We start from the raw sequence: 23,943 nt of genomic DNA, 5'->3' as shown, positions 1-23,943 counted from the left end.
ATAATTTTTTAGGTTACCTTTTCAAGCTATTTTCTGTCTCACTAAATTTTGGCAATTTTGTCCAAAAAATGCCAACGTTTTAGAATTACACTAATAAAAAGTCATTCTAGCATCTAACCACAGCGCACAAAAAAGTCCCAGTTTTTTGGAAGCAAACCGGGACTTTTTATTGTTATATCAGCCTTGATTAAAGCTTTGTCTTGTTAACGATGTTTAATTTCTCATCTAAATCATAAACAACAGGTTGGCCAGTTGTCATTTCAACATTCATGATATCTGCATCAGAAATGCCTTCAATGTACTTGGTCAAAGCACGTAATGAGTTACCATGTGCTGCGATAATAACGTTCTTGCCGTCGAGCAATTTAGGAGCAATTTCGTCTTCCCAGAATGGGATTACTCGTTCCAAAGTTACTTTCAAGTTTTCACCACCAGGAACAGCACGTGGATCAAGATCTGCATAACGACGATCTTTAGCTGCGGAGCCTTCATCATCGGCACTCAAAAGCGGTGGCAAAACATCATATGAACGACGCCAAATATGAACTTGTTCATCACCATATTTTTCAGCAGCTTTAGCTTTGTTTTTGCCTTGTAAAGCACCATAATGACGTTCGTTCAAACGCCAGGTCTTGGTTTCTGGGATCCATAATTGGCCACAGCCTTCAAGTGCGTAGTGCAATGTCTTGATAGCACGAGTTAAAACTGAAGTGTAAGCTTGATCAAATTGAATACCTGATTCTTTAAGCTTGCGACCAGCCTCTTTTGCTTCTTCAACACCTTTTTCACTTAGGTCAACATCTACCCAGCCAGTGAAAAGGTTTTTTAAATTCCATTCACTTTGTCCGTGACGAATAAATACTAATTTTGTCATAGCTAGCGAAAACCTCTTTCATTAATTATTTGTTTACATTTCATATTTTACAATGAAAACTTGAAAATTGATAGTACCAACTAGCAGAACATGTGAAACTTTTATTTATTTTCAAGGATCTTTTGCAGCCTGGCAACGGCTACTTTTATATTTTGCGGTGGTGTTGCCAAATTAAGTCGAACAAAGCCACGGCCGCTGGAACCAAAAATTTCACCTAAATTAACCGCCAACTTAGCATCATTTAGCATCACTTGCTTTAATTTTGCCGGATCAATTACCCGACTTAAATCGACCCAAGCTAAATAAGTTCCTTGCAAATCATAAACTTTGACTTGCGGTTGAACTTTTTCGAGTTGCTTTAAAATAGCAAAATTTTGCCGAACAACAGCTAAAAAACCATCTAGCCAATCTTGGCCTGCTCGATAAGCTGCTAAAGCTGCCACTTGTCCTAAATAAGTTCCAGTTGGCGCAGCTAATCGTGCAAAATAAGCATCATAACGCATACGCATTTGCGGATTAGGAATCACAATATGACTGTTTTTTAAACCTGCCAAATTGAAAGTCTTGGAAGCAGCATCCAGCATTACCAAATTGTCGCGATAGAAACCATTTTTAATGGAAAGTGCCGAAACAAACTTCTGTGGACCAACAATCAAGTCATGGTGAATCTCATCTGAAATTAATAAGACTTCATGCTCCCGACAAATTTCAAAGAGCTTCTCTAGCTCTGCTTCACTCCAAACACGGCCAACCGGATTATGCGGCGAACAATTGACCAATAAGCGAACCTGATTAGCAACAATTTTTTGTTCAATATCAGCAAAATCCATTTCATAGTGATGATCAACTGGCTTTAACTCAGATACAACCAACTGCCGGTTATTTTCCTCAATTACCTTCATAAATGGAAAATAGACTGGTTGCAAGACCATGACTGCTGCTTGCGGCTGTGTTAAAACATTGATCAGCGTGCTTAAAGACTGAACTACACCTGTTCCGTAGCGCAACCATTCAGGATGAATCTCAGTTCCATAACGAGTTTGTTGCCAATTAGCATAAGCGGCAAAATAATTTTGGGGAGTCATTGAGTAACCATATACTCCTTGAGCTATTGCTTTTTGCAAAGCTGAGACAACTGCTTCTGGCACCTTAAAATCAGTATCGGCAATCCATAATGGCACTAAATCAGCTCTTCCAAAAGCCTGCTTCATTCCATCCCATTTGACTGAATCAGTTTGGTGACGATCAATTTGATATGTTTTTAGAAAGTCAGTTACGTTCATGAACTTTTCTCCTTTTTTTCAGATTTGTCCTGTTTGTTAGTCTGTTTAATCGCTTTGACTCCTAAAATATCCAGCAGGAAGGTAAAAATCGGAATTCCCACGATCAATCCCCACATTCCAAAAAGTCTTTCAGCGACAAATAAAACTACAAAAGTATAAAAAATCGGCAACTCAGTCTTGTTTGACATCAGCTTGGGATTTAAAACATATGACTCCAAAGCATGAACGATTAATAACATTATTACAATATAAATCACATCACGAAGACCACCGACTGAGTAGCCAATCACACTCATTGGAATAGCCGAAATAATTACCCCGGCAACTGGAACCAAGCTCATTACAAAAATCAGCAGTGACAAACTAAATAATTGCGGCATCTTTAGAAATGCTAGACAGATTGTCGTAATGATCGTATTGACGATCGCAATAATAAATTGTGTTTCGATCACGATCCCGAATGTATTGACAAATTTCTTAGCAAAAAAATAAATATCTTGAAAATACCAAGCAAATGGCCCACTTAAAAAATTCTTGGAAAATTTAGCCATCCGTCTTTCTTCAATTGTAAAAAAGAAGCTCAATATCAAAGATAAAATAAAAGTTGCCCCAACTGTCCCGATGCTAGTTACATACTTAAATAGAATCGCTACCCCATTTTTTAATTGGGCTGACAGAGTTGAGGTGCTAATATACTGACTGAAAAAATCGAAAACTTTATTAGCCGTCATTGAAGGCTTTTGGTAAAAATTAACTAGATAACGAATCATTGCCTCCGTTTGTTTAAAAATCAACGGAAAATATATTGTGACCGCTAAATATAGTAAACTAATTAATACTAAATAAATCAGAATCACACTCAGATGAAATGGCAAGTGCAGATGTTTTTTCAGGAACATGGCAAAATTGAAAACCAAAAATGTAAAAATAAAAGTCAATAAAATCATGCTTGATAAACTACGAAGTAAATATAAAATGATTACAACGCTTAGTAAGACGGCAAATCTCCTTAAACGTACATTTGCTAAAAATCGTTGCCAAACTCCCACAAAATCACCTCGTAAATTTTTTTAAACAGTCCAACTTTATTTAACCACTAAATACAGATTTTTTAAACTGTTGGATTCCACTGATAATTGTCAAAGTTGTAATCAGAAAAATTTGTTTTCCTAAAAATAGGGTTTATTTTCTTAATTTTTTCATTATAATTAACATTGATTTGTCACTTGAATTGGGGGAGTAATTTTGAAAAAACAAGTTAATTTTGGCATCCTTTTAGCAGTCATTGCTTGTATTCTTTGGGGAGTTGCTGGTCCGGTATCACAGTTTTTATTGCAAAAAGCTGCTATCCCGGTTACTTGGTTATTAGGAATGAAAATGATGCTAACAGCCGTTATTTTGTTACCGATTGCAGCCTATTGTGATCCACAAAATTGGCTCAAGATTTGGCAACATCCGCTCGATATTTTACGACTGATCTTTTATGCCGCGGTCGGGTTAGCTGGAGTACAGTTCACCTATTTACTGACAGTTCAATCCAGTGACGCCGCAACGACTACAATTTTACAAACCTTGCATACGGTTTTGATCATTTTTTATGTGGCAATTTTTTGTCACCAGCATCCCAGCCGGCAAGAATGGCTAGCAGTCTTTTGTGCACTAATTGGTACTTGGTTGCTGGTCACTCGTGGGGCCTTAACTCAATTATCAATCAGTCCCAGCACGGTTTTGTTTGGCACTGGCTTGATTTTTACCGATGCTGCGTTAACATTAGCTCCGATGAAACTGATTGAACGTTATAGCCCCTTGACTGTTTTAGGCTGGGGGATGCTAATTGCCGGAACTTTTAGCCAAATTATTCAACCAGCCTGGAAATCCACTCCGCATTTTTCTTTGCTCAGTTTGTTAGCTTTATTGTTTGTGGCTTTTGGTGGTACTGCTTTGAGTTATCTATTGTATTTACAAAGTTTAAAACACATAACCCCCACCATGGCCAGCCTGCTGGACACACTTGAACCACTGACGGCAACTTTAGGGACTGTTTTATTTATGAATGTTAATTTTAACTTGGTTCAGTTCATTGGTGCTGGTTTAATTTTGAGCACAGTCTTTATTTTAGCACTTGGTCATCAAGTCAAACGCTCCATTGATCATTCTTTTGAAGCATAAATTTTTAAAAGCTGATGCAGCTGCCGGATATTTTCCTTGATTTGCTTGCCGGTGTCTGTGTCAGCTACTTTTTTCCGCTCAACTTCATGATTAACGACCTCAATCGTGGAAATAATATCCGTCTCATTTTTGATTGCATCCTGTTTTGAAGTGAACGGATGGTGAGAAACTAATTGTAAGCCATAAGAATTTGATAGCAAAGTATAACCGCCAATTCCCGTCGTTGGCTGATAAGCTTTAGAAAAGCCACCATCAATAACGATCATTTTTTTGTTCGCCATAATTGGTTCTTTACCGCGTTTAACAGGCGTATGACCATTGATCACATGGCCAGTTTGCGGATCCAAACCGAATTCCTGCATGATTTGCCGGCAAAACCACTCTTCTCGGCGCAAAACAAAATAAGGATTTTTACGTTCAACATGCGTATTTGACTCGGCCACAAAATATCGAGCAAAAGTGGTCATGGCGTGTTTGCCAAAGAGCGGTGATAATGGTCCTTGCCACAAATACCAGGTCCAGTCAGTTGCTGGATCATTCTGCTGGTTTGGATGGGCATAAGCCTGACGTAACTGCTTTTCAAAAAAGCAAAATAAAGCTTGACCGGTGTAGCTTTGGCTTTGTGAATGTAAAGTTAAAAACTTTCCTTTTTCATCAACTGGCACACAACCATGAAATAATAAATTTCCATTAGCAATCTTATACATGCTGCCGGCTTGCATCATAAAGTCCAACTGCCGACGCAATTTGCTGGAATTGATGAATGAATTCAAAAGGCCATTAGTAACTGTCTTTTCCTCAGTGGTCAATTCAAATGGATTTTGCTGATCAACTGTAGCAAAACATTGATTGCTTAATTTGTAATCTTGTCCATTGATTTTTACTGTCTGATCTTGCCAGTTGATCTGACCTAACAATCCAACCTGCGGCAACCGCCACTCAGGCCGCCGCTGCTTCAACTGGCCTTCAAGTTTAAACTGAATGACCGCGACAGCTGCTTGCACTTTGGCAATCATCTTTTTCTCCATTTCCGTCAGCTGTTTTTGATTAGACATGGTTTTGGGATAAAAAGCCGGCAAAGCTTGGTAGTGCTGATCGGCAAAAAAGAATAAATGCCGCAGATTGATCCCATAATGATCCTCAATAATGCCCAAGTTATCATAGCGAGCACTGATTCGCAACAAATTCATCAAACACAGAGCCGATCCTGACACCGCCCCCAGCCACAAAATATCATGATTGCCCCACTGAATATCAACCGAATGGTAGCTCATCAACCGCTCCATGATCTTATCTGGTTCCGGTCCCCGGTCAAAAATATCACCGATGACATGCAAATGGTCTACGATCAAATGCTGAATCGAATAACAAGTCGCAATGATAAACTGATTGGCTTGATTTAGTTTTAGCAGATTTTGCATGATTTGATTGTAATAAGCTCGTTTGTCAACTTCGCGATGATCAGTATATAACAACTCCTCAGTGATATAAGCAAAATTTGGATCCAATGCTTTACGAACTTTCGAACGCGTATATTTCGTTGACGAAATTTTCAGTAATTCTATTAAGCGGGCAAAAGTATCCAAATACCACTGTTTGAGCTGATCATCAGTTCTCTTTTGCCTTTCTGCCAATAACATATCCTCAGGGTAATACACCAGCGTCGCAAAATCCTGGATACTGTCCTTCGTCAATTGATCGCCAAAGTTTTCGATGATTTTTTGTTTAATATTACCCGAACCATTGCGTAAAACATGATCAAATGCCGGGAACTCCCCGTGCAGGTCACTGACAAAATGTTCAGTCGGCTTTGGCAAATTTAAAATTGCCTCTAAATTGGTAATTTCAGTGATCACTGCCTGACGATTAGGAAACCTTTCGCGTAGTAATTTTTGCATTAGTTCCATCAAAATAACCTCTTTTTGATCTTAATTGTCATTAATTTTAAAATTGGTACACCTAGTAATATACATCATTTTTTAAAAAAAACAATCCATTAAATCAACTTACAATTACTTAAAAGCAGGCTATAAAACTTAATACTACGCATATTTAATTACTAATACCAATTTGTGCTTATTTACACTTATTTGCAGATATATGCTTGAAAAATGGATTTAATGATGATATGGTATAGCTGTTAACTTGAAAGATAATTGAGGAGGATTTAAATGAACAATTTAACTGTCGAACGGACCGAAGCACGGGCAGAAAAAAGTGCTGTTTGGCGCTTGATCAATCATGAAACTGGTAATTTTCTAGATATTGTTTTTGATAAGGGATTGGAAAAGGCAATGAAAGTTCATCGAAATTTTTCATTCAACCGGTTTGAATCTGAGCAAATTAACGAACTCCAAAAGTTAGTTGCAAAAATCAGTGATAATTATCAACTTGTTTTAAACCAAGATGTAATTGGTTTGGACTACCTTCCTTTATCAGCCGATGACGCAGTTACCTATTTGGAAAAAGAGTAATGACGATTAATTTTAAAATTATTAAAAAGTACCCGCTTGAAATTAAACCAAAGTCTAATTTCAAGCGGGTACTTTTTTATTTTAGTAATCTACAAAATAGCCAATTCTGTTTTCACATCAAAGAAATGCGACTTATTTAAATCAAAGCCCATTCTGACTTTCTCTCCGGGGTTCATAAAGTCACGAGCATCAACTTTTGAAACAAACTCTGTTCCACCAACTTTGCTATAAAGCATTGATTCAGCACCAAGTAATTCTGAAACCACGACTTCAGCTTGAACGGCAGCTTCTGGAAAAGTTTCGAGGAAAGCTCCTTCAGTATGAATATCTTCTGGACGGACGCCCAAAACGATTTTCTTGCCGTCGTAATCCTTTTCCCGTAAAGTCTTATCGATGCCTTCTGGAACTTTCAAATGCAAATCGCCTTTTTCATCAGTTACATAGCCATCTTTCAAAGTTACGTTGAAAAAGTTCATTGCTGGTGAACCAATAAAACCAGCGACAAACAAATTAGTAGGTTTATAATAAACCTCTTGTGGAGTACCAACTTGTTGAATCTTGCCATCACGCATAACAACGATTCGATCAGCCATCGTCATTGCTTCGGTCTGATCATGTGTAACATAAATTGTTGTAGTATTCAAACGCCGATGCAACTTAGCAATCTCCGCCCGCATTGAAACACGCAACTTAGCGTCCAAGTTTGATAATGGTTCATCCATCAAAAAGATTGGTGCATCACGAACGATTGCCCTTCCTAAAGCAACCCGCTGCCGCTGACCACCGGAAAGAGCAGCTGGTTTACGCTGCAAATAAGGTGTTAAGCCTAAAATTTTGGCTGCTTCTTTAACTCGCTTTTCAATATCGGCTTTTTCATATTTTCGCAACTTTAATCCAAAAGCCATGTTATCAAAAACGGTCATATGCGGATACAAGGCATAGTTCTGAAAAACCATCGCAATGTCACGATCTTTCGGAGCCCAGTCGTTAACAACATTATCATTAATATATAATTTACCCTTGGTAATATCCTCCAAGCCAGCGATCATTCGTAAAGTCGTTGATTTACCGCAACCAGAAGGCCCAACGAATACAATAAACTCACGATCTTTAACATCTAAGTTAAAATCTGTGACGGCGTAATCGCCTTCCTTAGCATTTTCATATTCTTTATAAATATGTTCTAGTTTTAATCCTGCCATTCAAATCACCTTTTCTTTTTATTTACACTTTTATCATAGCGAAATCGTTTGCATTAAACTAGCCAATCTTGCACAAAAAAGGCTTGATGTTTTTGTGCATTTTTGAGAAATCGGTTTCATTAGCTTGAAATTATCTAAATCACTAAATTAAATGTTACAATTAGTATTATAAATGGAGGAAGCAACTATGGAATTAAAGGAATTGTTAGCTATTTATCCCAACTCGATCATCGCTTCACAGTCTTTGAACTCACAAGATTACTTAAGTTTTCCCTTAAATCAGGAATGGATCAATTTTCCAAACGCTGAACTCTCAGATCACGAAAAAAAATTGTTGAGCTCGCTTTTTAAAAATAAACAGATCAATTTATCAAATAACGAATTCTCCAATGATCCATGGGCGGCTTATTTGAACGTTCCAGGTACAAAATTGCCAGTGCTAAATCAAAAAATTCGCATTATTCTTTTTCAAGTTGATTTTCGCAAAAGTGATTATCAATTGCCAGCCTGGTCAAATTTTTTTGCCAAAATGCTACCACAGGCTTGTCTGACTAATCTCCAAATTGATAATCGCTGTGGTTTAGTCTTGGAACCTTTTTCTTCAGATAGTCCGACCTTGAAAGAGTTCGATGGCATTCGGCAAACACTTGATAGCGACTTTTCAACTAACTCAAAAGTCTTCATTGGTCATTTCTGGCAACCGTCACCAAACCTCAGAAACATTTTGCTATTGGAAAAAAAGTTTTTTCAAAGCGAAACATTGGCAGTCCGCTCCAATACTTTCAGTTTGCCACAAATTTTTTTACAAGCTGTTAATCAGCAAATCTTAGCTTCTGAATTGCTAGCAGCCTACCGTGATGAATTGACCCAATATCCTGAAATTCAAACAATCATTCCAGCGTTGTACCACCAACAAGGAAATCTGAGTTCAGCAGCCAAAGAACTTTATATTCATCGTAATACTTTACAATATCGTCTAGACAAGTTTTACCGTGAAACACAACTATCACTCAAAAACATGGATGACTTAGTCTTTTGTTACTTTTTGCTGGTGTCAAACAATTACTAAGTACGCTAATCTTTTGAGCTCAAAGACTCACGCTCAATAATTTTGGTTGGAATAATTTCATTGAAAACTTGATCTTGATTAATCATTTTTAAGATTGCTTCAGCGGCTTTTCTTCCCCACTGATGTTTAGAATAACCAACTGTAGTTAAAGTTGGCTGTAAGTAATTGGCTAATAAATCATTATCAAAACCAATGAGTAAAACATCCCTTCCAGGCTGAAGGTTTTGCTTTTTAAGGCCTTCATACAAGCCAAAAGCCATTTCATCATTAGTTGCAAATACGCCAACTCGGTGGCCCTCTTGACAAATCTTACTCAGTTGAGCTGCTGCTTTGCGGCCACTTTCAATCGTAAAATCTCCCGACATGACCATAACTGGCTGATCAGTTTTTTCATGAAAAGTATCAAGAGCTGCTTCCAATCTTTTTTTAGCATCGTAAGAATCTTTGGGACCAGTTAAGATTGCGAAAGCATCAGCACCTGATTTCAAAAGTTCATTAACCGCCTGTGTGGCTCCCTGTGTATTATTCAGTAAAACATGACTAACATTTTCTAATGTCAATTCTCGATCCATCAAAACTAATTTATTACCGGCTTGCGCTAGACTAGCAATCGTTTGACTGGGAAATGTCGGATCTAAAATAATCGCTCCATCAACTAGTTTTTGCGAAATAAAAGCCTGTGCTCGTTGTCCGCCAGATGCTACAATCAATTCATAACCTTGTTTCTTCAAAGTATTTGCAACTCCATCCAGTAAATGTGAATAGAAGTAACCACCTAAATCAGTAACATACATTTCAATGATTTTGGTTTTTTGTTTTTTTAGTCCCCGCCCAGCCAAACTCGGAATATAGTGCATTTCTTTCGCAATTTTCAAAACTTTTTGCCGTGTTTGTTCTGTAATTCGATCACTACCATTCAAAGCATACGAAACAGTTGAAATTGAAACACCAGCTTTTTTTGCAATGTCTTTTATCCCCGTCATACAAATTCCCCCATGCTATTTTTCAGCTTGAATATTAAAACCTTGTAAAATGTATTTTTGGAAAATTAAAAATATTATAACTATCGGTATTACCATAAAGGATGAACCTGCCATTTGTAAACCATAATCTGAAGTATGTTGTCCTTGTAATAATTGCAACCCTACAGATAAAGTATAATACTTTTGATCATTAGCAACGATCAATGGCCACAAGAAAGAATTCCAGCCACCAATAAATGTTAGAATTCCTTGAACTGCTAAGACTGGTTTTGAAATTGGTAAAATAATGTGCCAGAAAATGTACCACTCGCTTGCTCCATCTAAGCGTGCTGCTTCAATAATCGAATCTGAAATATTACTCATGAATTGCCTAAAAAGAAAAATTGAAAAAGCACCAACTAAACTTGGCAAAACGATACCAGTTAATGTATTAGTCAAATGCGCCTGATTTAAGATCAAATATACTGGAATCATCGTAACTTGGCCGGGAATCATCATCGTTGCTAAAACCGCTATGAATAAAACTCCGCGTCCTTTGAATTTAAATTTGGCGAAACCGTAGCCGGCCATTGCATTGAGCAGCATCCCGCCGAACGAAAATAAAGTAATGATTAAAGTGTTTTTCAGATAAACACCAAAATTACCAGTAATAAATAAGTCTTTATAATTCTGCAGCGTCCAGTGCCGCGGTAAAAGCGATTGACTCATTTGTGAAATCTCAGCATTTGATTTAAATGAAGATAAGATCATCCACAAAAATGGAGCAACTGTGATCAGGCCCCAAAAACCTAAAACAATTCCAACGATAATTTTTGATTTGGTACTTGCTTCCCTTGTCCCTGCATCCATTTTCAAACCCTCCTATATCTCGCCACGTTGCTTTTTTTGAATCTTGAACTGAATCAAAGTAGCAATGATGATCACGGCAAACATGATAAACGATCCAGCTGCAGCATACCCAAAATTGCTGTTTTGGAAACCATTCTGGTAAACAAAAAGTGCCATTGAATTTGTGCTGTTAAGCGGTCCACCTTGAGTCATTACAAACGGTTCATCAAAGAACTGGAACCAACCGATAATCGTTGTAACCGTCACAAAAAAAATTGAAAACCGCATCGAAGGGATTGTAATATGCATTGTCTGCTGCCAAAAATTAGCACCATCTAAATCAGCTGCTTCATACAACGAACGTGGGATACCCTGCAAAGCTGCCAGAAAGATCAACATATTCAGCCCGATTGCTTTCCAGACGGCCAAAATGATCAGCGACAGCTTGGCAACATTTGGATCCGTCAGCCAGCCGACCGGTCCGATCCCAATTTTTCCAAAAATTTCATTCAGCAGACCCATACTCGGGTTATAAATGAAACTCCAAACAACTGCAACAGCAACTGTATTAGTAATTGAAGGCGTATAAAAGATCAGTCGCATCACTTTGAAAAATCTGTTTTGACTGAGATTGATCATCACCGCAACGGTCAGCGATAAAATAACGACCAACGGAACGCCGATTACGACGTAAAAAATAGTATTGCCGATTGCCTGTAGGAAAGTTGAATCTTTAAACAGTTCAATATAATTAGAAAGACCAATAAATTTGACCTGCGACCAGTTTCCCAAGCCAGTGATATCCAATCCTGTAAAACTGATTACTAATGCCACTAGAATCGGGATCAGCGAAAACAACAGCAAAAGCAGTAAAGCTGGCAAAATAAAGCTATATGGGATTAATTTCTTGAATTTTTCTTTCTCCATGCTGATTTCCTCCAAAAATAACGACAAACTGCCCCATTTCTTGTAATGAGGCAGTTAGACTGTTATTTATCTAATAATGTTTGGCTCTTTTGATTAAAACTATTCATTGATTGCTGGATATCAGTATTCTTAAGAGCAATCTGCTCCCAGACATCCAAATAATTTGTGCCGATCTCATCCCAATTTTTGACTGCCGGCATTGGTTGGGAATGATTCAGCTGCTTGCGAAAGACTTGGATCTTAGAACTTTGCAGTGAGCTGTCGCTCCAGGCTGACTTCAAAGTTGGCATGGAATTGCTCTTCTTGTAATAAGTCAACTGACTTTGCTTGGTAGATAAGAATTTAAGCAGTTTGACAGCATTGGTCTTGTTCTTGCTATACTGGAAAACAGCCAAATTGCCACCGCCCATTACAGAGGTGTTGTTCTTGCCCTTTGGTAGTTCGGCTACACCCCATTGTGAGTCTTTCAAACCAGAATCGCTTTCAATACTACTCATCTCCCATGGACCGGATATAAACATCGGAATCCGCCCATTTTTACCAAATGACTGAGCGATCGTCAACTTGAGATCCTGTTTCGGTGAAGCACCATTTTTAACAAATTTATCCAAATATGTTAAGGCTGAAACCATCTGTTGGCTGTTAAACTGCGTTTTGCCGTTTTTAATCAAGGTAGCGCCATTTTGACGAGCAAACATAAAGCCAAAGGTTGGTTCGGAAGAATCAACGTTAAACCCATACATGTTCTTGCCGCGTTTAGAAAGCTTCAAAGCAGCATCATATAGTTCATCCCATGTTTTAGGAGCATGATCATAACCGACTGATTTCAAAACATCCTTCCGATAATAGAGGACACGAGTTTCAGCATACCAAGGAACAGCGTAATACTTACCTTTGTATTTGGTAGTTTTTTCAGACCCGGAAAAGTACTTGCTTGGTGACAAATTCTTATCATTCTTGATCGTACTGCTCAGATCCATCAGTGAATTTGAGCTGGCAAACTGCGCCATTTGAGTTGTACCAATCAATAAAACATCAGGACCGCTCTTAGAAGACGCTGCTGTCAGCAGTTTGTCATTATATTGGCTCCAAGGAATGCTTTGAATCTTGACCTTGATACCTGTTTTTTTAGTGAATTGTTTGATCATCGGCTTGACGTCAGAATCACCATCACCTGCGTACCAAAATGTTAATGTCTTATTGGAACTGCTGCTGTTATTGGACGAACTGTTACCGCACCCAGCCAGAAGAAAAACACCTACAAACAGTGCCCCAAGCAAACTCACTACTCTTTTAAACTTCAACCTTCTCACTCCTTCATTTTTTGTTGAAACGTTTCTACATTTTTATTATAGCTTTTTTGGTAGCGATTACAAGCAAAATATTACCAATTTAATCATATTTTTTTAGCAGTTTATTCTGAATAATTTGTTTTAGACTTAAGTTAAACGTTTTTACTAAGCAATTTTTGTAAGACTGCTACATATATTCCTGGGCCACTACTATATAAGCGCCAACCGCCCTTGACAGCTATTTCTCCGGTCTTCAATTTTGCAAAATCAGTTGCCGCTGCATAACGATCAGCAAAATCACCGTCTGAACTAGAAAAATAAGTATTAGCTTGACGGATAGCTGCATTTTTAACGCGTTGCTGCAGGTTAATTGGATTGACCTTCATCAACGCTTCCCAAGCTTGGTCATTAAGCTGAACTGCTACTAAAGCCTCAGCATACCTAATATGAGCATGAGTATACATCAGACCAATTTCACGCCCAAAACAAGCTGATTGCTCGGCACGTTTAAAAATATGACTAACCCCGCCAGTATACGGAGCTGGCTGGTTCATTAACCTAACACCATCAGGAAATGCTAAATTGTCCTTAATTAATTGCAAAGCTCGGCCAATCTGCTCTTTTGAAAAAATATTGCTTAAAATACCTTGCTGCAAAGGTAAAAGCCGGTAAGCAATTCCCGTTGTTTGATCATTTGGATGAATAATCGGCTTCACCTGATGCTGCCGATTCATTTGAATAAAACCCGGTAAAATTTCATCTTGCATAAAGTATTTCTTAAAATCCTTTTCCATACCTTTAACTAGTGATTGAACATTTTGTTTCAGCATTGAATGCCTTGATAAAATATTTCCTAAAGCATTCAGCGCGCCAATGGTCAATTCCATCGTCCAAGTGCTGGCCATGGTCTTTTTTTGTTCAGCATTTGCTGGTTGTAATGTATCATCCCAGTCTCCGTCACCATATGAAGAAACTTGCGTGTCAAATAAAAAGTGCTTTTTTAAATAATCAAGCTGATATTGCAAATGTTCGGCTAAACTTGCTGTGTGAGTCGTTGACTGTTTTGCCTGTAAGCTGAAGAATGGCAGCTCACGGTCTAAAATTGCTTCATCATGAGTTTTTTCAAGATAATCAGCAACTATTTTCAATGGCCAAACAACAATATCACCATGGCTCTCATCAGCAAACTGATCGGCATATTCATCAAACATAAACCATTGTGGCCAGCTACCATTTTCAATAAATTGGTGTCGATAAATCATCAGAATTATCTTTTTTACTTGGTCAAAATGGCCCAGCCCGAGTAATAGCTCGGTCGGCCCTTGTGAAACATCGCGCGTTCCCCAAGCCGCACCGCCATATTGTTCCAAACCATGTGGCGAGAGCAAATGAACTAAAGCATCGTGAGCAAACCATGGAATAATCAAATCTGTCTGCTGTAAATATTCAGCAACCGGTGCTTGAGCTGTTTGTATTTTTAAATCTCCCAAAAAATCAATTAACTTATTCTCATTTGCTATTCGCTGTTCAGCAATTTCAAAGGCTACTTTTGCAGCAACTGTAGTAATCGTAAATTTAATTTTTTGAACAGAATGATATTCGAAGACCAAATACTTTTCATCTTCATTACCCAGATCATTGATTTCGACTTGTTGCTGCGAATGATCAGCAAAATTATAATAATACCTAAGTTTTGGACAACGCTCAGCCAGCAAAGAGTCTTGATCTGGCAAAACGGCTAATGATCCCTTATCATTTAGCAGTTGTGGTTCTTTCCCTAACGTTTGCAAATCTAGTTGCGTGACAACTCGTAAATCATATTCACGATTTTGCGCTGACTCAACATTAAAAAGCAAACCATCACCGCTGGCAGCCGCCTCAACCGAAATTTTCAGCAAATCATCCGCTAATTTGTAATACCAGTCAGCGCCTTCATAGCTCATGCAAAACAACGACGGCATTGTCAAGATTCTCCAATTCCCAGCAATTTTTAGCCAGATTCGCATTCCACTTGCTTTAAATGCATTTAAAGCATTCCGAGTATTGGTTGATAAAATATTCAGATTAGTATTGCCAAAAACTGTTTGTGAGGCAAAAACCCCGCACATATATTGAGTAGTGGCTAAAACTGGTTTACCCGCTTCGACCTTGGCATACGACATAATAACATTCCCAGTCATTCTTTCTTGCTGAACTTCTTTTTCTGGTAAAACAATATGGCGTCGATGCTGATCAAAAAATGACAATAACTGTCCATTGTTAATTTCTACTTGCTTTCTTTGCTCAACCGGAAAAAACTGTTGCAGTTCAGCTTCAGTTAACTGTCGACCGCTTAAAACTGCATTTTTATGCTGAATAGAGGGCAACGTAGGCAAAGTCAAGCCTTGCTCAAGTTTGATGTTGGCTAATCTTTCATATTCATGCTGCAATCGTTCAGCAGAAAACAATCTTTGTTGATTATCATTTGGTTGATCCGGCAAAAAAGCTGCATAAAATGTTTTCCCTATAGTTTGCAAACTGACTTTGAAGCGTGGAGTTCGCAAAGCAGTCAGGGCAAACTCATATTGATATTTCTGATTAGCTAAATTAGCCTGTTTCATTGCTTGCGGAATATCAGTTTGTTTATACGCTGTTCCATAAAACTGAAAGCCATCGGTTGAATAGCTTTTCAAAGCACCTAAAGACCCTTGCTGCAAGTACGGATGATCCCCCGACTGGCTTTGGTTTTGACGTGAACAAACCGTAATCGTTTCCGTTTCCTTGATAATTAAATGATCTATATACTGCGAAGCATAAGCCTCATTGCTTTCAACAAAGCTTGCCTTGCCAAGACCCAAATCTTGAACGTACGTCAAATCTGCCTGATAAACTTGTTTTGAAGTTAGATCGACCGTCCAAAACCAAGTATTCGAGCCAAGTAAAAGTTTAACCTGATAATCGATGCCATTAATGCTGCCTGACCAGCTCGCTTGATTGTTGCCAATTTTTAAATTGCTAGCAGACTTAGGACCTAGCAGTGGAATAAAAAACTTGATTTGCCCAGCTGAAAACACTCGTAAATAAATGTTCATTAAACTACCATCCAGCTGATTGCCATTGACCTGATTAATCATAGTATCGCCAGCCTTGATTGAAGCCAATGCTCCATTTTTAAGTACAGTAGCTGTCAATTGACCATTTTTAAGCTGCCTTTTATCTTTCATCTAATCAATTCTCCCTCAAATAATTTTAAAACTTTGTCTTAAACCGCTTTGTGAATCGAAACCAACTCTTAAACAATAATTTCCTGGGTCAAGTCGTCTTTTTAAATCACTATGAACATACGCTAAACGGTTAAGCGGTAAATCAATTTCGACTTTTCTGATCTCTTTTGGCTGTAATTTAACTTTCTGAAAAGCTTTGAGTTCCCACTGTGGACGAACTGTTTCACCGACAATTTGGTGACAGTAGACTTGAATAACTTGCTTAGCAGAAATATCTGAGTGATTTTCGATCTTTACTGATACTTTAATTGAATCTATCGACTGATAAGTTTTTTTATCCAATTTACTCTCACTTAAGGCCGTTTTAGCATAGCCTAACCCATAGCCAAAACAAAAAGCGGGCTGATTTTCTTGATCGATATATTTTGAAAGATACTTATTTTCTAAATCGCTCTTATCACCAACCAGTGGGCGACCAGTTCGAAAATTATTATAATAAAGTGGTATTTGCCCAAGGTCTTTGGGAAAGGTCATCGGCAGCCGGCCACCAGGTTCCTTTTCTCCCAAAAGAATCTGGGCCAAAGCTGCCGCCCCGCGACTGCCTGGAAACCACAGTAACAATAAGCCATCACTATTTTTAATAATCGGATTCAACACTAATGGTCTCCCGGTGATCAAAACTGTAATAATCGGTTTGTTTAACTGTTGCAATTTTCTCAGCAAAGCTAGCTGTTGATCAGGAATCTGTGGATGCGTCATACTGGTTGCTTCACCGCTTTGCTGGGCCGACAAGCCAAGACAAGCAACAATGACATCCTGTTGCTTTAACAGCTGCAAATCAACTGCCTGTAGCTGTTGGTTTTGAATATAAGAAACCTTGGTAAAATTTTCTTGGAGCGCCGATTTAATTGTTTGTGTTTCAGCCATTTTGCCTTGCCAAGACCAGCTGCCCAGTAAGTCTGGATTATCTGCAAACTTTCCTACCAGACCAAGCCGACAATCCTTAGATAACGGTAAGAGGTTATTTTTATTCTTCAGTAAAACTGTTGACTCAACCGCTGCTTGCTGAGCAATTTCTAAATTATGTGTTGAAAATATTTGCTTTTCATTTTCTGAATGCAAACCTCGATTTGGATCGGTGAATAAGCCGAGCGATTCTTTAAAATTTAAAATCCGTTCAACAGCTTGATTAACAAGGTCTACTAATTCTGAACTTGGATGAACTCGCCTAGCCAGTTTCAAATAGGCCATTGACATCATATCGATATCGACTCCAGCTTTTAAGGCTTGCTGGGCCGCATCTTGAAGATCACTAGCTGTTCCATGAGCAATCATTTCGCCAATTGCATCCCAATCAGAAATCAGAGGTCCCTTAAATCCGAGCTCACGGCGCAAAATGTCTCGCATCAGGTGATAATTTCCGGTGGCTGGCTTGCCTTGAAAAGTATTGAAAGCTGTCATAACCAAAGGTACGCCTGCTTCAATTGCTGCTTGGTAACCGCTCAAGTATTGATCACGCAGACGCCATTCAGAAATATCAACCGTGTTATATTCCCGACCGGCCTCGACAGCACCATACCCAGCAAAATGTTTGACACAGGCAGCTACGTGATCAGCATCAGGAATTTTCTGCTGACCTTGGATACCCTCAACGCTTGCTTTAGCTAATTCACTATTTAAAAATGGATCTTCACCGTTAGCTTCCATGACGCGCCCCCAACGCGGATCACGAACCAGATCAACCATTGGTGCAAAGGTCACATGAACTCCTCCAGCTGCTGCTTCCCGTGAAAAAATTTCACTTGTTTGACTGACTAGTTGCGGATCAAAGCTCGCTGCTAAGGCCAACGGAATCGGAAAAATTGTGCGGTATCCATGCACAACATCTGCCATAAACAGCAATGGAATTTTCAAGCGACTATGCTGTAGATAATTTTCTTGAATCTTTTTGACCTCATCAACGCCGGAAACACCTAAAATTGAGCCAACTTGATAAAGATCTGTCGTAGCTAAATTTGCCTGTTGTAGCGGACCAGTGATTGCTGAATTATCACTAGCAAAGAAATCTCCACTCAATTGCGTCATCTGTCCAATTTTTTCTGTAAAAGTCATTTTGCTGATCAGTTCTTTGACAAATTGCGACATACTTTTTTCTCCTTAAATTTAGTAATAAAGTTTGTAGAAACGTTTCAATTAGATTATAAGTGATCTATTTAAGCTAGTCAATAGTATCTTGTTAACGATTTCATTCCTGAGATTATTAGTCAATTTTCTTGTTGAAACGTTTATAGTGAAGTGGTCACAAAAAGCCTTAAACTTATGACTAAAATTGCGTTTAAGGCTTGATAAAATATTTAAATGATTTATAAAATCATGGACTAACGGTCAGCGTAACCATTTGGATGAGTTGAATGCCATTTCCAAGCGGTCGCAATGATTTTGTGAATATCATCAAATTGCGGCTGCCAACCTAAAACCTTCCGTGCCTTGTCAGAAGCAGCAATCAACGTATCTGGATCGCCTGGACGTCTTGGGGCCATTTCTGCTGGGATTGGTTTGCCAGTCACTTCCCGAGCAGCTTTAAGAATTTGCAAATTTGAAAAACCAGTCGATGAGCCTAAATTGAAAGCATCACTGTCATGGCCGGCTTTCAAGTAATCAACTGCTAAAATATGAGCATCGGCCAAATCAAATGGATGAACATAATCGCGAACATTGGTGCCATCCGACGTATTGTAATCATCACCAAAAATCTTCAATTTGTCACGTTTACCAGCTGCAACTTGTAAAACAATCGGCAGTAAATGTGTTTCCGGATAATGATCTTCGCCAATACTGCCATCTGGCTTGGCACCCGCCACATTGAAGTAACGTAAAGCAACAAACTTGATCCCATAAGCTAAATCCGACCAATGCATGATTTTTTCCATCATCAGTTTGCTTTCGCCATAAGGATTGATTGGCCGTTGCGGATCGGTTTCTTTGATCGGCATATGCTCCGGAATCCCATAAGTAGCTGCTGTCGAAGAAAAGACAATTTTCTTAACACCCACTTCATTCATGACTTCCAGTAATTTGATCATCCCAGCTGTATTATTATCAAAGTATTTCAGCGGCTTTTTCATTGATTCAGCGACTAATGAAAAGGCAGCAAAATGAATCACTGCTTCAATATCAGGATTTTCTGCAAAGACCCGGCGCATAAAAGGCTGATCGGCAATGTCTCCTTGATAAAATTTAGCTTTTGGATTAACAGCTGCTTTATGACCAGTGACTAAGCTGTCGACCACTGCCACATCGATCCCTCGTTCAACTAAGCGATCAACTGTGTGCGAGCCAATATAGCCGGCACCGCCCAAAACTAAGACTGCCATTAAAATTCCTCCTTCTAATCGATCATTAAAAACATTTTTATTGTATCAAAGTGATCACTTTCATTTTACCAGTTTCTTTATTTAAAGGATAGTTGATGTAAATTTATGATTTCAACTGGCGATAACGAAAAACAATTTGATATTCTTTTTTTGCTCCATCTGCCAAAACTATGTCATCATTCCACTGCGGATGATTAATTGCATCTGGCAATGATTGAGCTTCTAAAGCTAAAGCATCAAAAATTTTATCCTGATTCAAATCAGCAGTAAAAACAACTAAGCCCGAGCGATCTGAATAAAGTTCTAACTGCGTGCCATTTTTTTGATTTGTTAAAGTTGCAATTGGCTGCTGATTTGCTTTAACAACAAAGGCATCATCGATCTCAGCTTTGCCAAATTGCTGATTGATTTTGGCTAATGCTGGTTCTAGTAATTGACCTTCACTAAAATCATATCCGGTCTGCTGATTAGCTAAAAACTCGCCGGTTGGCAGCTTTTCTTGATCAAGTTCAAGTCGTCGCTGGCTATTGATCGTTAAAAACTGATCCTGTAGATCATGCTGGTCAGCATTCAGGTTAAAATAAGCATGGTTGGTCGGATTAAAAAGGGTTGTTCCATCTGATGTCCCGTTAAATGTAATTTTAACTTGATTTTGCTCATCAAAAGAAAAAGCAACTTGAGCTGACAGTTTCCCCAAAAAGCCATCCATTTCCGGCGTAAAGACTTTTGTCAAGATTACTTCAGCTGCCTTTTCCGCTTTCTTAGCCGATGTCTGCCAATTCCATTTAGCAAAGCCACCTGGTCCGCCGTGTAAAGTATTTTGACCTTCGTTTTGCGGCAACTGATATGTCTGACCAGCTAGTTGGAATGAACCATGGCTAATCCGGCCAGCAACCCGACCAATTGTTTGGCATAAATAAGCTGGGGTCTCAAAATAATCTTCTACACGGTCAAAATGCGCTAACAGGTTTTGCCCGTTGATCACCAAACTCTGCCAAGTAGCCCCATAACTCAAAACATCAATATAATTTCCTTGCTGATTGATCAGGCGGTACTGAAATACTGGTTGTTCTTGAAAAGTCGCCACCTGTTGTTTTTTAATTTGCATTTTTTACCTCCGATTGAATTCCAATAGTTGTTACAAACCGATCAAATGCCGCTTGTCCTAGCTGATCATTTTTGAAAACGCCCGCATCCTCTAAGACACGTGTAAAGACTTGACCGAGTGCATTTTGCAAAATTGCCGTAACATTAGCTTGATTAATGGTGGCTGCACGTTGTTTGATTTGTTTAGCCCATGGCAAATGCTGGTCAGCAATTTGATTCGGCCAATCCAGCAAGAAGCGTTTAACTTCAGTTAACTCAGGCACTAAGCGCGGTGGCAGGATTGCCAGTCCCATCACCTCAATCAAACCAATATTTTCCTTTTTAATATGCTGAACATCAGAATGCGGATGAAAGATTCCAGCTGGATATTGTTGATCCTGACGATTGTCTCGCAAGACTAAATCAAGCTGATAAGCAGTACCTTGCTTACGCGCAATTGGAGTGATTGTGTGATGCGGTTTCCCGTCAGTTTCAGCCAAAACACTAACAGTTGGATCAGAATACTGACGCCAGTGATCTAAAACTTTAGCTGCCAGCTCAATTAATTGTTCCTGATCTTGACTTGTCAGGCGAATTACCGACATTGGCCAATGCAAAATTCCTGCTTGAACGGCTGGGAAACCTTTAAAGTCGAATTTCCTTTGTAATTTGGCTTGGTTCATTGCAAAGACATGTCGACCGCCTTGAAAATGTTCATGATTCAAAATCGATCCACCGACAATTGGCAGATCGGCATTGCTGCCAACAAAATAAGTTGGGAACAAATCGAGAATCTTCAGTAACCGGGCAAAGGTCAGCCGTTCGATTTTCATTGGCTGATGCTGCTGGTCAACAAAAATACAATGTTCATTGAAGTAAGCATAAGGTGAATACTGCAGCCCCCAAGTTTCATCAAACAATTTAAAACGAATCAGCCGATGATTGGTGCGGGCCGGATAATTAAGCCGGCCCTGATAGCCTTCGTTACTAAAACATAATTGACATGGCGGATAACCGCTAGTCTTCACTGTTTTTAACCGTGCTATATCACGCGGATCTTTTTCAGGTTTAGACAAGTTAATTGTAATTTCCAACGATCCATACGGCGAATTAAACTTAAAGTACTTATTTTTCTTGATCTCATTGACTTTAATATAGTCGCTCGCCTGGCTTAAATGATAAAAGTAATTTAAAGCTGCCGTCGAGCCTTGCTGTTGATACCTTTGCCAGAATTTTTGATTCAGGCGGCTCGGAACAGGTACTAAAAAATCCATTAATTGAGCTTTTAAAAGTGACTGTTGCTGTTTAGTCAAATGTTCATCATAATTTTCCACTATTTTAGCAACTAAAGTTAATAAATCAGTTTGCCTAAAATCACCAGGCAAATCTTTTTCGGCTAACAAATTCAATAGTCGGTTGTATAAATAGGTTCGATCCATTTCAGTATAATCACTCGCAACAATTATTCGACTAACAAATTCTCCAAGCAAGGTTTCTTGCATTTTAATCCCCTTCTTAAGCTAAACGTTTGGTTCCAGCGGCAATTTTTGCAACATAAAAGCTAGGCGCATAACCGATTTTTTGCTGATAAACTTGAGCAACTTGTTTTTTGAAGGCTGGCACTTGCTTCGTTGCAACTAACGCAATTGCACAGCCACCAAAGCCCGCACCAGTCATTCGAGCTCCCAAAACTCCTGACTGTTGCCAAGCTGTTTGCACCAACATATCTAATTCTTTGCCGGTAACTTGATAATCATCGGCTAACGAAACATGAGACGCATTCATTAACTTGCCAAACTCTGCTAAATCACCATGATCAAGTGCAGATTTAGCTTTTAAGGTCCGCTGATTTTCAAAAACTGCATGCCGTGCTCGTTTGCGACAAGTTGGGTTTTGGATCAAATAACAGTTTTCATCAAATACCGAAATACTTAATTCACCCAAACTTTTGATTGCCAATCTTGTTTGTAATTCTTTTAATGCGGTTTCACATTCTTGACGACGTTCATTGTATTTGGAATCAGCCAACTCCCGTTTCTTATTGGTATTCATGATCACAATGACGTTATCTTTCAGCTTCAAATTAGCATAAGCATAATCTAAGGTATTGGTATCTAACAAGATCGCTTGATTTGCTTTACCCATGCCAACAGCAAACTGATCCATGATTCCCGAATTGACTCCAATGTATTCGTTTTCAGTTTTTTGACCAAACTTAATTAAGTCTAGTCGACTAACCTTAAATTCAAATAGATCATTAATCATTACCCCAGTCAACAATTCAATTGAGGCAGATGATGAAAGGCCAGCACCATTTGGTAAATTACCATTAAAGTAAAGATCTGCTCCACTTGGCAATGAATAACCAGCCACTATAAATTGTTGGATCATGCCTTTGGGATAATTAGCCCAATTGTCGGCTTGATCATAGGTCAGCTCTTTTAAATCAACTTCAATCATGCCTAGTTGGCTGAAATTAGCCGAATAAAAACGTAATTTTTGATCATCCCTGCGTCTGATTGCTCCATAGGTTCCCAAACTCAAAGCACACGGAAACACATGGCCGCCATTATAGTCCGTATGTTCGCCGATCAAGTTGATTCTTCCAGGTGAAAAACAGCATACCGTTGGCTTTTGGTCAAAAATCGTTGTGAATTCTTTTGTTAATTCTGCTTGTTCCATTTCTATCACATCCATCTATAAAATATTTCTTTGCTTACAAAGCTTCTTGCCTACTTTTTGAAAAAGGTTTAACACACTATAAACTATCACATTTGAATTGTGAATCATATAAAATAGAAGCGTTGAATAAATAACTACAACGCTTCCAAAATGAAAATTAATTAATTTTTCCCTTCAAGTTTATTAACCCTTTTAAAGAGGTCTATTAAATATTTTGTTTCATCAATCAACATCATTGTTGTCATCAAAGTATCTTGACCATGTGCCATAATGAAAGTCATATCTAAATCTTCCCCACCAGCTTCTGCGGCTAATAATTGTGTTTGGGCATTATGAGCATCATTTATTGAGGCTTCTGCCTCTTTTAAAAGATCTTCTGTTTCATCAAAATTACCGTTTTTTGCTTTATCTAATGCTTTTAAAACAGCTGTTTTAGCATCACCTGCATATGCTACAATTTTAAACCCTGTCATAGAAATTTCTTCTTTTGTTGCCAT

The 23,943-nt window shown here is 38.6% G+C and carries 19 protein-coding genes; 3 read left to right on the top strand and 16 right to left on the bottom strand.

The annotated features are described in order from the left end of the window. Window positions 1–187: 187 nt before the first annotated feature. The 3 genes from KH893_RS10190 to KH893_RS10180 all read right to left on the bottom strand — a co-directional run bounded on the left by KH893_RS10190 (window position 188) and on the right by KH893_RS10180 (window position 3,206). Window positions 188–874, bottom strand: coding sequence for a 2,3-diphosphoglycerate-dependent phosphoglycerate mutase (locus KH893_RS10190; RefSeq protein ID WP_281166023.1), 687 nt, complete (start codon window positions 872–874; stop codon window positions 188–190). Between the two features lie 101 nt (window positions 875–975). Next, the gene (locus KH893_RS10185) at window positions 976–2,157 is read right to left on the bottom strand and encodes a MalY/PatB family protein (RefSeq protein ID WP_281166022.1); all 1,182 of its coding nucleotides are present in this window, start codon (window positions 2,155–2,157) and stop codon (window positions 976–978) included. Continuing rightward, window positions 2,154–3,206: an AI-2E family transporter gene (locus KH893_RS10180; RefSeq protein WP_281166021.1), complete on the bottom strand. Its 1,053-nt coding sequence runs from the start codon at window positions 3,204–3,206 to the stop codon at window positions 2,154–2,156. The genes KH893_RS10185 and KH893_RS10180 overlap by 4 nt, the downstream gene beginning before the upstream one ends. A 196-nt stretch (window positions 3,207–3,402) precedes the next feature. On the opposite strand from KH893_RS10180, the gene KH893_RS10175 reads away from it, so the two are divergent. Next, window positions 3,403–4,326, top strand: coding sequence for a DMT family transporter (locus KH893_RS10175; protein ID WP_281166020.1), 924 nt, complete (start codon window positions 3,403–3,405; stop codon window positions 4,324–4,326). Here KH893_RS10175 and KH893_RS10170 read toward each other — a convergent pair. Continuing rightward, window positions 4,308–6,233, bottom strand: a complete 1,926-nt coding sequence (locus KH893_RS10170) for a fructose-1,6-bisphosphatase (protein ID WP_281166019.1) — start codon at window positions 6,231–6,233, stop codon at window positions 4,308–4,310. The genes KH893_RS10175 and KH893_RS10170 overlap by 19 nt on opposite strands. Window positions 6,234–6,497: 264 nt before the next feature. On the opposite strand from KH893_RS10170, the gene KH893_RS10165 reads away from it, so the two are divergent. Continuing rightward, a complete protein-coding gene (locus tag KH893_RS10165; protein WP_281166018.1) occupies window positions 6,498–6,800 on the top strand; it encodes a hypothetical protein in 303 nt (100 codons plus the stop codon). An 89-nt stretch (window positions 6,801–6,889) separates the two neighbouring features. Here the strand turns inward: KH893_RS10165 and KH893_RS10160 are convergent, their stop codons facing one another. Next, entirely contained in the window at window positions 6,890–8,002 is a 1,113-nt protein-coding gene (locus KH893_RS10160) for an ABC transporter ATP-binding protein (protein WP_281166017.1), read from the bottom strand. A gap of 187 nt (window positions 8,003–8,189) precedes the next feature. Here KH893_RS10160 and KH893_RS10155 point away from each other — a divergent pair, with 187 nt between their 5' ends. Beyond that, a complete protein-coding gene (locus KH893_RS10155; RefSeq protein ID WP_281166016.1) occupies window positions 8,190–9,071 on the top strand; it encodes a helix-turn-helix domain-containing protein in 882 nt (293 codons plus the stop codon). Window positions 9,072–9,076: 5 nt separating this feature from the next. Here the strand turns inward: KH893_RS10155 and KH893_RS10150 are convergent, their stop codons facing one another. The 11 genes from KH893_RS10150 to KH893_RS10100 form a co-directional block, all read right to left on the bottom strand. Next, complete coding sequence (locus tag KH893_RS10150) at window positions 9,077–10,054, bottom strand: LacI family DNA-binding transcriptional regulator (protein ID WP_281166015.1); 978 nt, start codon at window positions 10,052–10,054, stop codon at window positions 9,077–9,079. Between the two features lie 15 nt (window positions 10,055–10,069). Further along, window positions 10,070–10,903, bottom strand: a complete 834-nt coding sequence (locus KH893_RS10145) for a carbohydrate ABC transporter permease (RefSeq protein WP_281166014.1) — start codon at window positions 10,901–10,903, stop codon at window positions 10,070–10,072. Window positions 10,904–10,915: 12 nt separating this feature from the next. Next, the gene (locus KH893_RS10140; RefSeq protein ID WP_281166013.1) at window positions 10,916–11,809 is read right to left on the bottom strand and encodes a carbohydrate ABC transporter permease; all 894 of its coding nucleotides are present in this window, start codon (window positions 11,807–11,809) and stop codon (window positions 10,916–10,918) included. A 62-nt stretch (window positions 11,810–11,871) separates the two neighbouring features. Then, complete coding sequence (locus KH893_RS10135) at window positions 11,872–13,122, bottom strand: sugar ABC transporter substrate-binding protein (RefSeq protein WP_281166012.1); 1,251 nt, start codon at window positions 13,120–13,122, stop codon at window positions 11,872–11,874. Between the two features lie 131 nt (window positions 13,123–13,253). Continuing rightward, window positions 13,254–16,304 carry a GH36-type glycosyl hydrolase domain-containing protein gene (locus KH893_RS10130; protein ID WP_281166011.1) on the bottom strand — a complete coding sequence of 1,017 codons (3,051 nt, stop codon included), beginning with the start codon at window positions 16,302–16,304 and terminating at the stop codon, window positions 13,254–13,256. A 15-nt stretch (window positions 16,305–16,319) separates the two neighbouring features. Then, window positions 16,320–18,449 (bottom strand): glycoside hydrolase family 3 N-terminal domain-containing protein, encoded by a 2,130-nt coding sequence (locus KH893_RS10125; protein WP_281166010.1) that lies wholly within the window; start codon window positions 18,447–18,449, stop codon window positions 16,320–16,322. Window positions 18,450–18,682: 233 nt separating this feature from the next. Beyond that, window positions 18,683–19,678: a UDP-glucose 4-epimerase GalE gene (galE, locus tag KH893_RS10120; RefSeq protein WP_281166009.1), complete on the bottom strand. Its 996-nt coding sequence runs from the start codon at window positions 19,676–19,678 to the stop codon at window positions 18,683–18,685. Between the two features lie 103 nt (window positions 19,679–19,781). Then, a complete protein-coding gene (locus tag KH893_RS10115; RefSeq protein WP_281166008.1) occupies window positions 19,782–20,786 on the bottom strand; it encodes an aldose epimerase family protein in 1,005 nt (334 codons plus the stop codon). Then, entirely contained in the window at window positions 20,776–22,266 is a 1,491-nt protein-coding gene (gene galT, locus KH893_RS10110) for a UDP-glucose--hexose-1-phosphate uridylyltransferase (RefSeq protein WP_281166007.1), read from the bottom strand. Before galT ends, KH893_RS10115 begins: the two co-directional genes overlap by 11 nt. A gap of 13 nt (window positions 22,267–22,279) precedes the next feature. Further along, on the bottom strand, window positions 22,280–23,446 hold the full coding sequence (locus KH893_RS10105; protein WP_281166006.1) for a galactokinase: 1,167 nt from the start codon (window positions 23,444–23,446) through the stop codon (window positions 22,280–22,282). 161 nt (window positions 23,447–23,607) lie between these two features. Next, window positions 23,608–23,943, bottom strand: coding sequence for a PTS lactose/cellobiose transporter subunit IIA (locus tag KH893_RS10100; protein WP_281166005.1), 336 nt, complete (start codon window positions 23,941–23,943; stop codon window positions 23,608–23,610).

Origin of the sequence: Liquorilactobacillus sicerae, assembly GCF_029916425.1 — a bacterium.
Taxonomy (GTDB): Bacteria; Bacillota; Bacilli; order Lactobacillales; family Lactobacillaceae; genus Liquorilactobacillus; species Liquorilactobacillus sicerae.
This window is presented reverse-complemented; position numbering and strand designations above follow the sequence as displayed.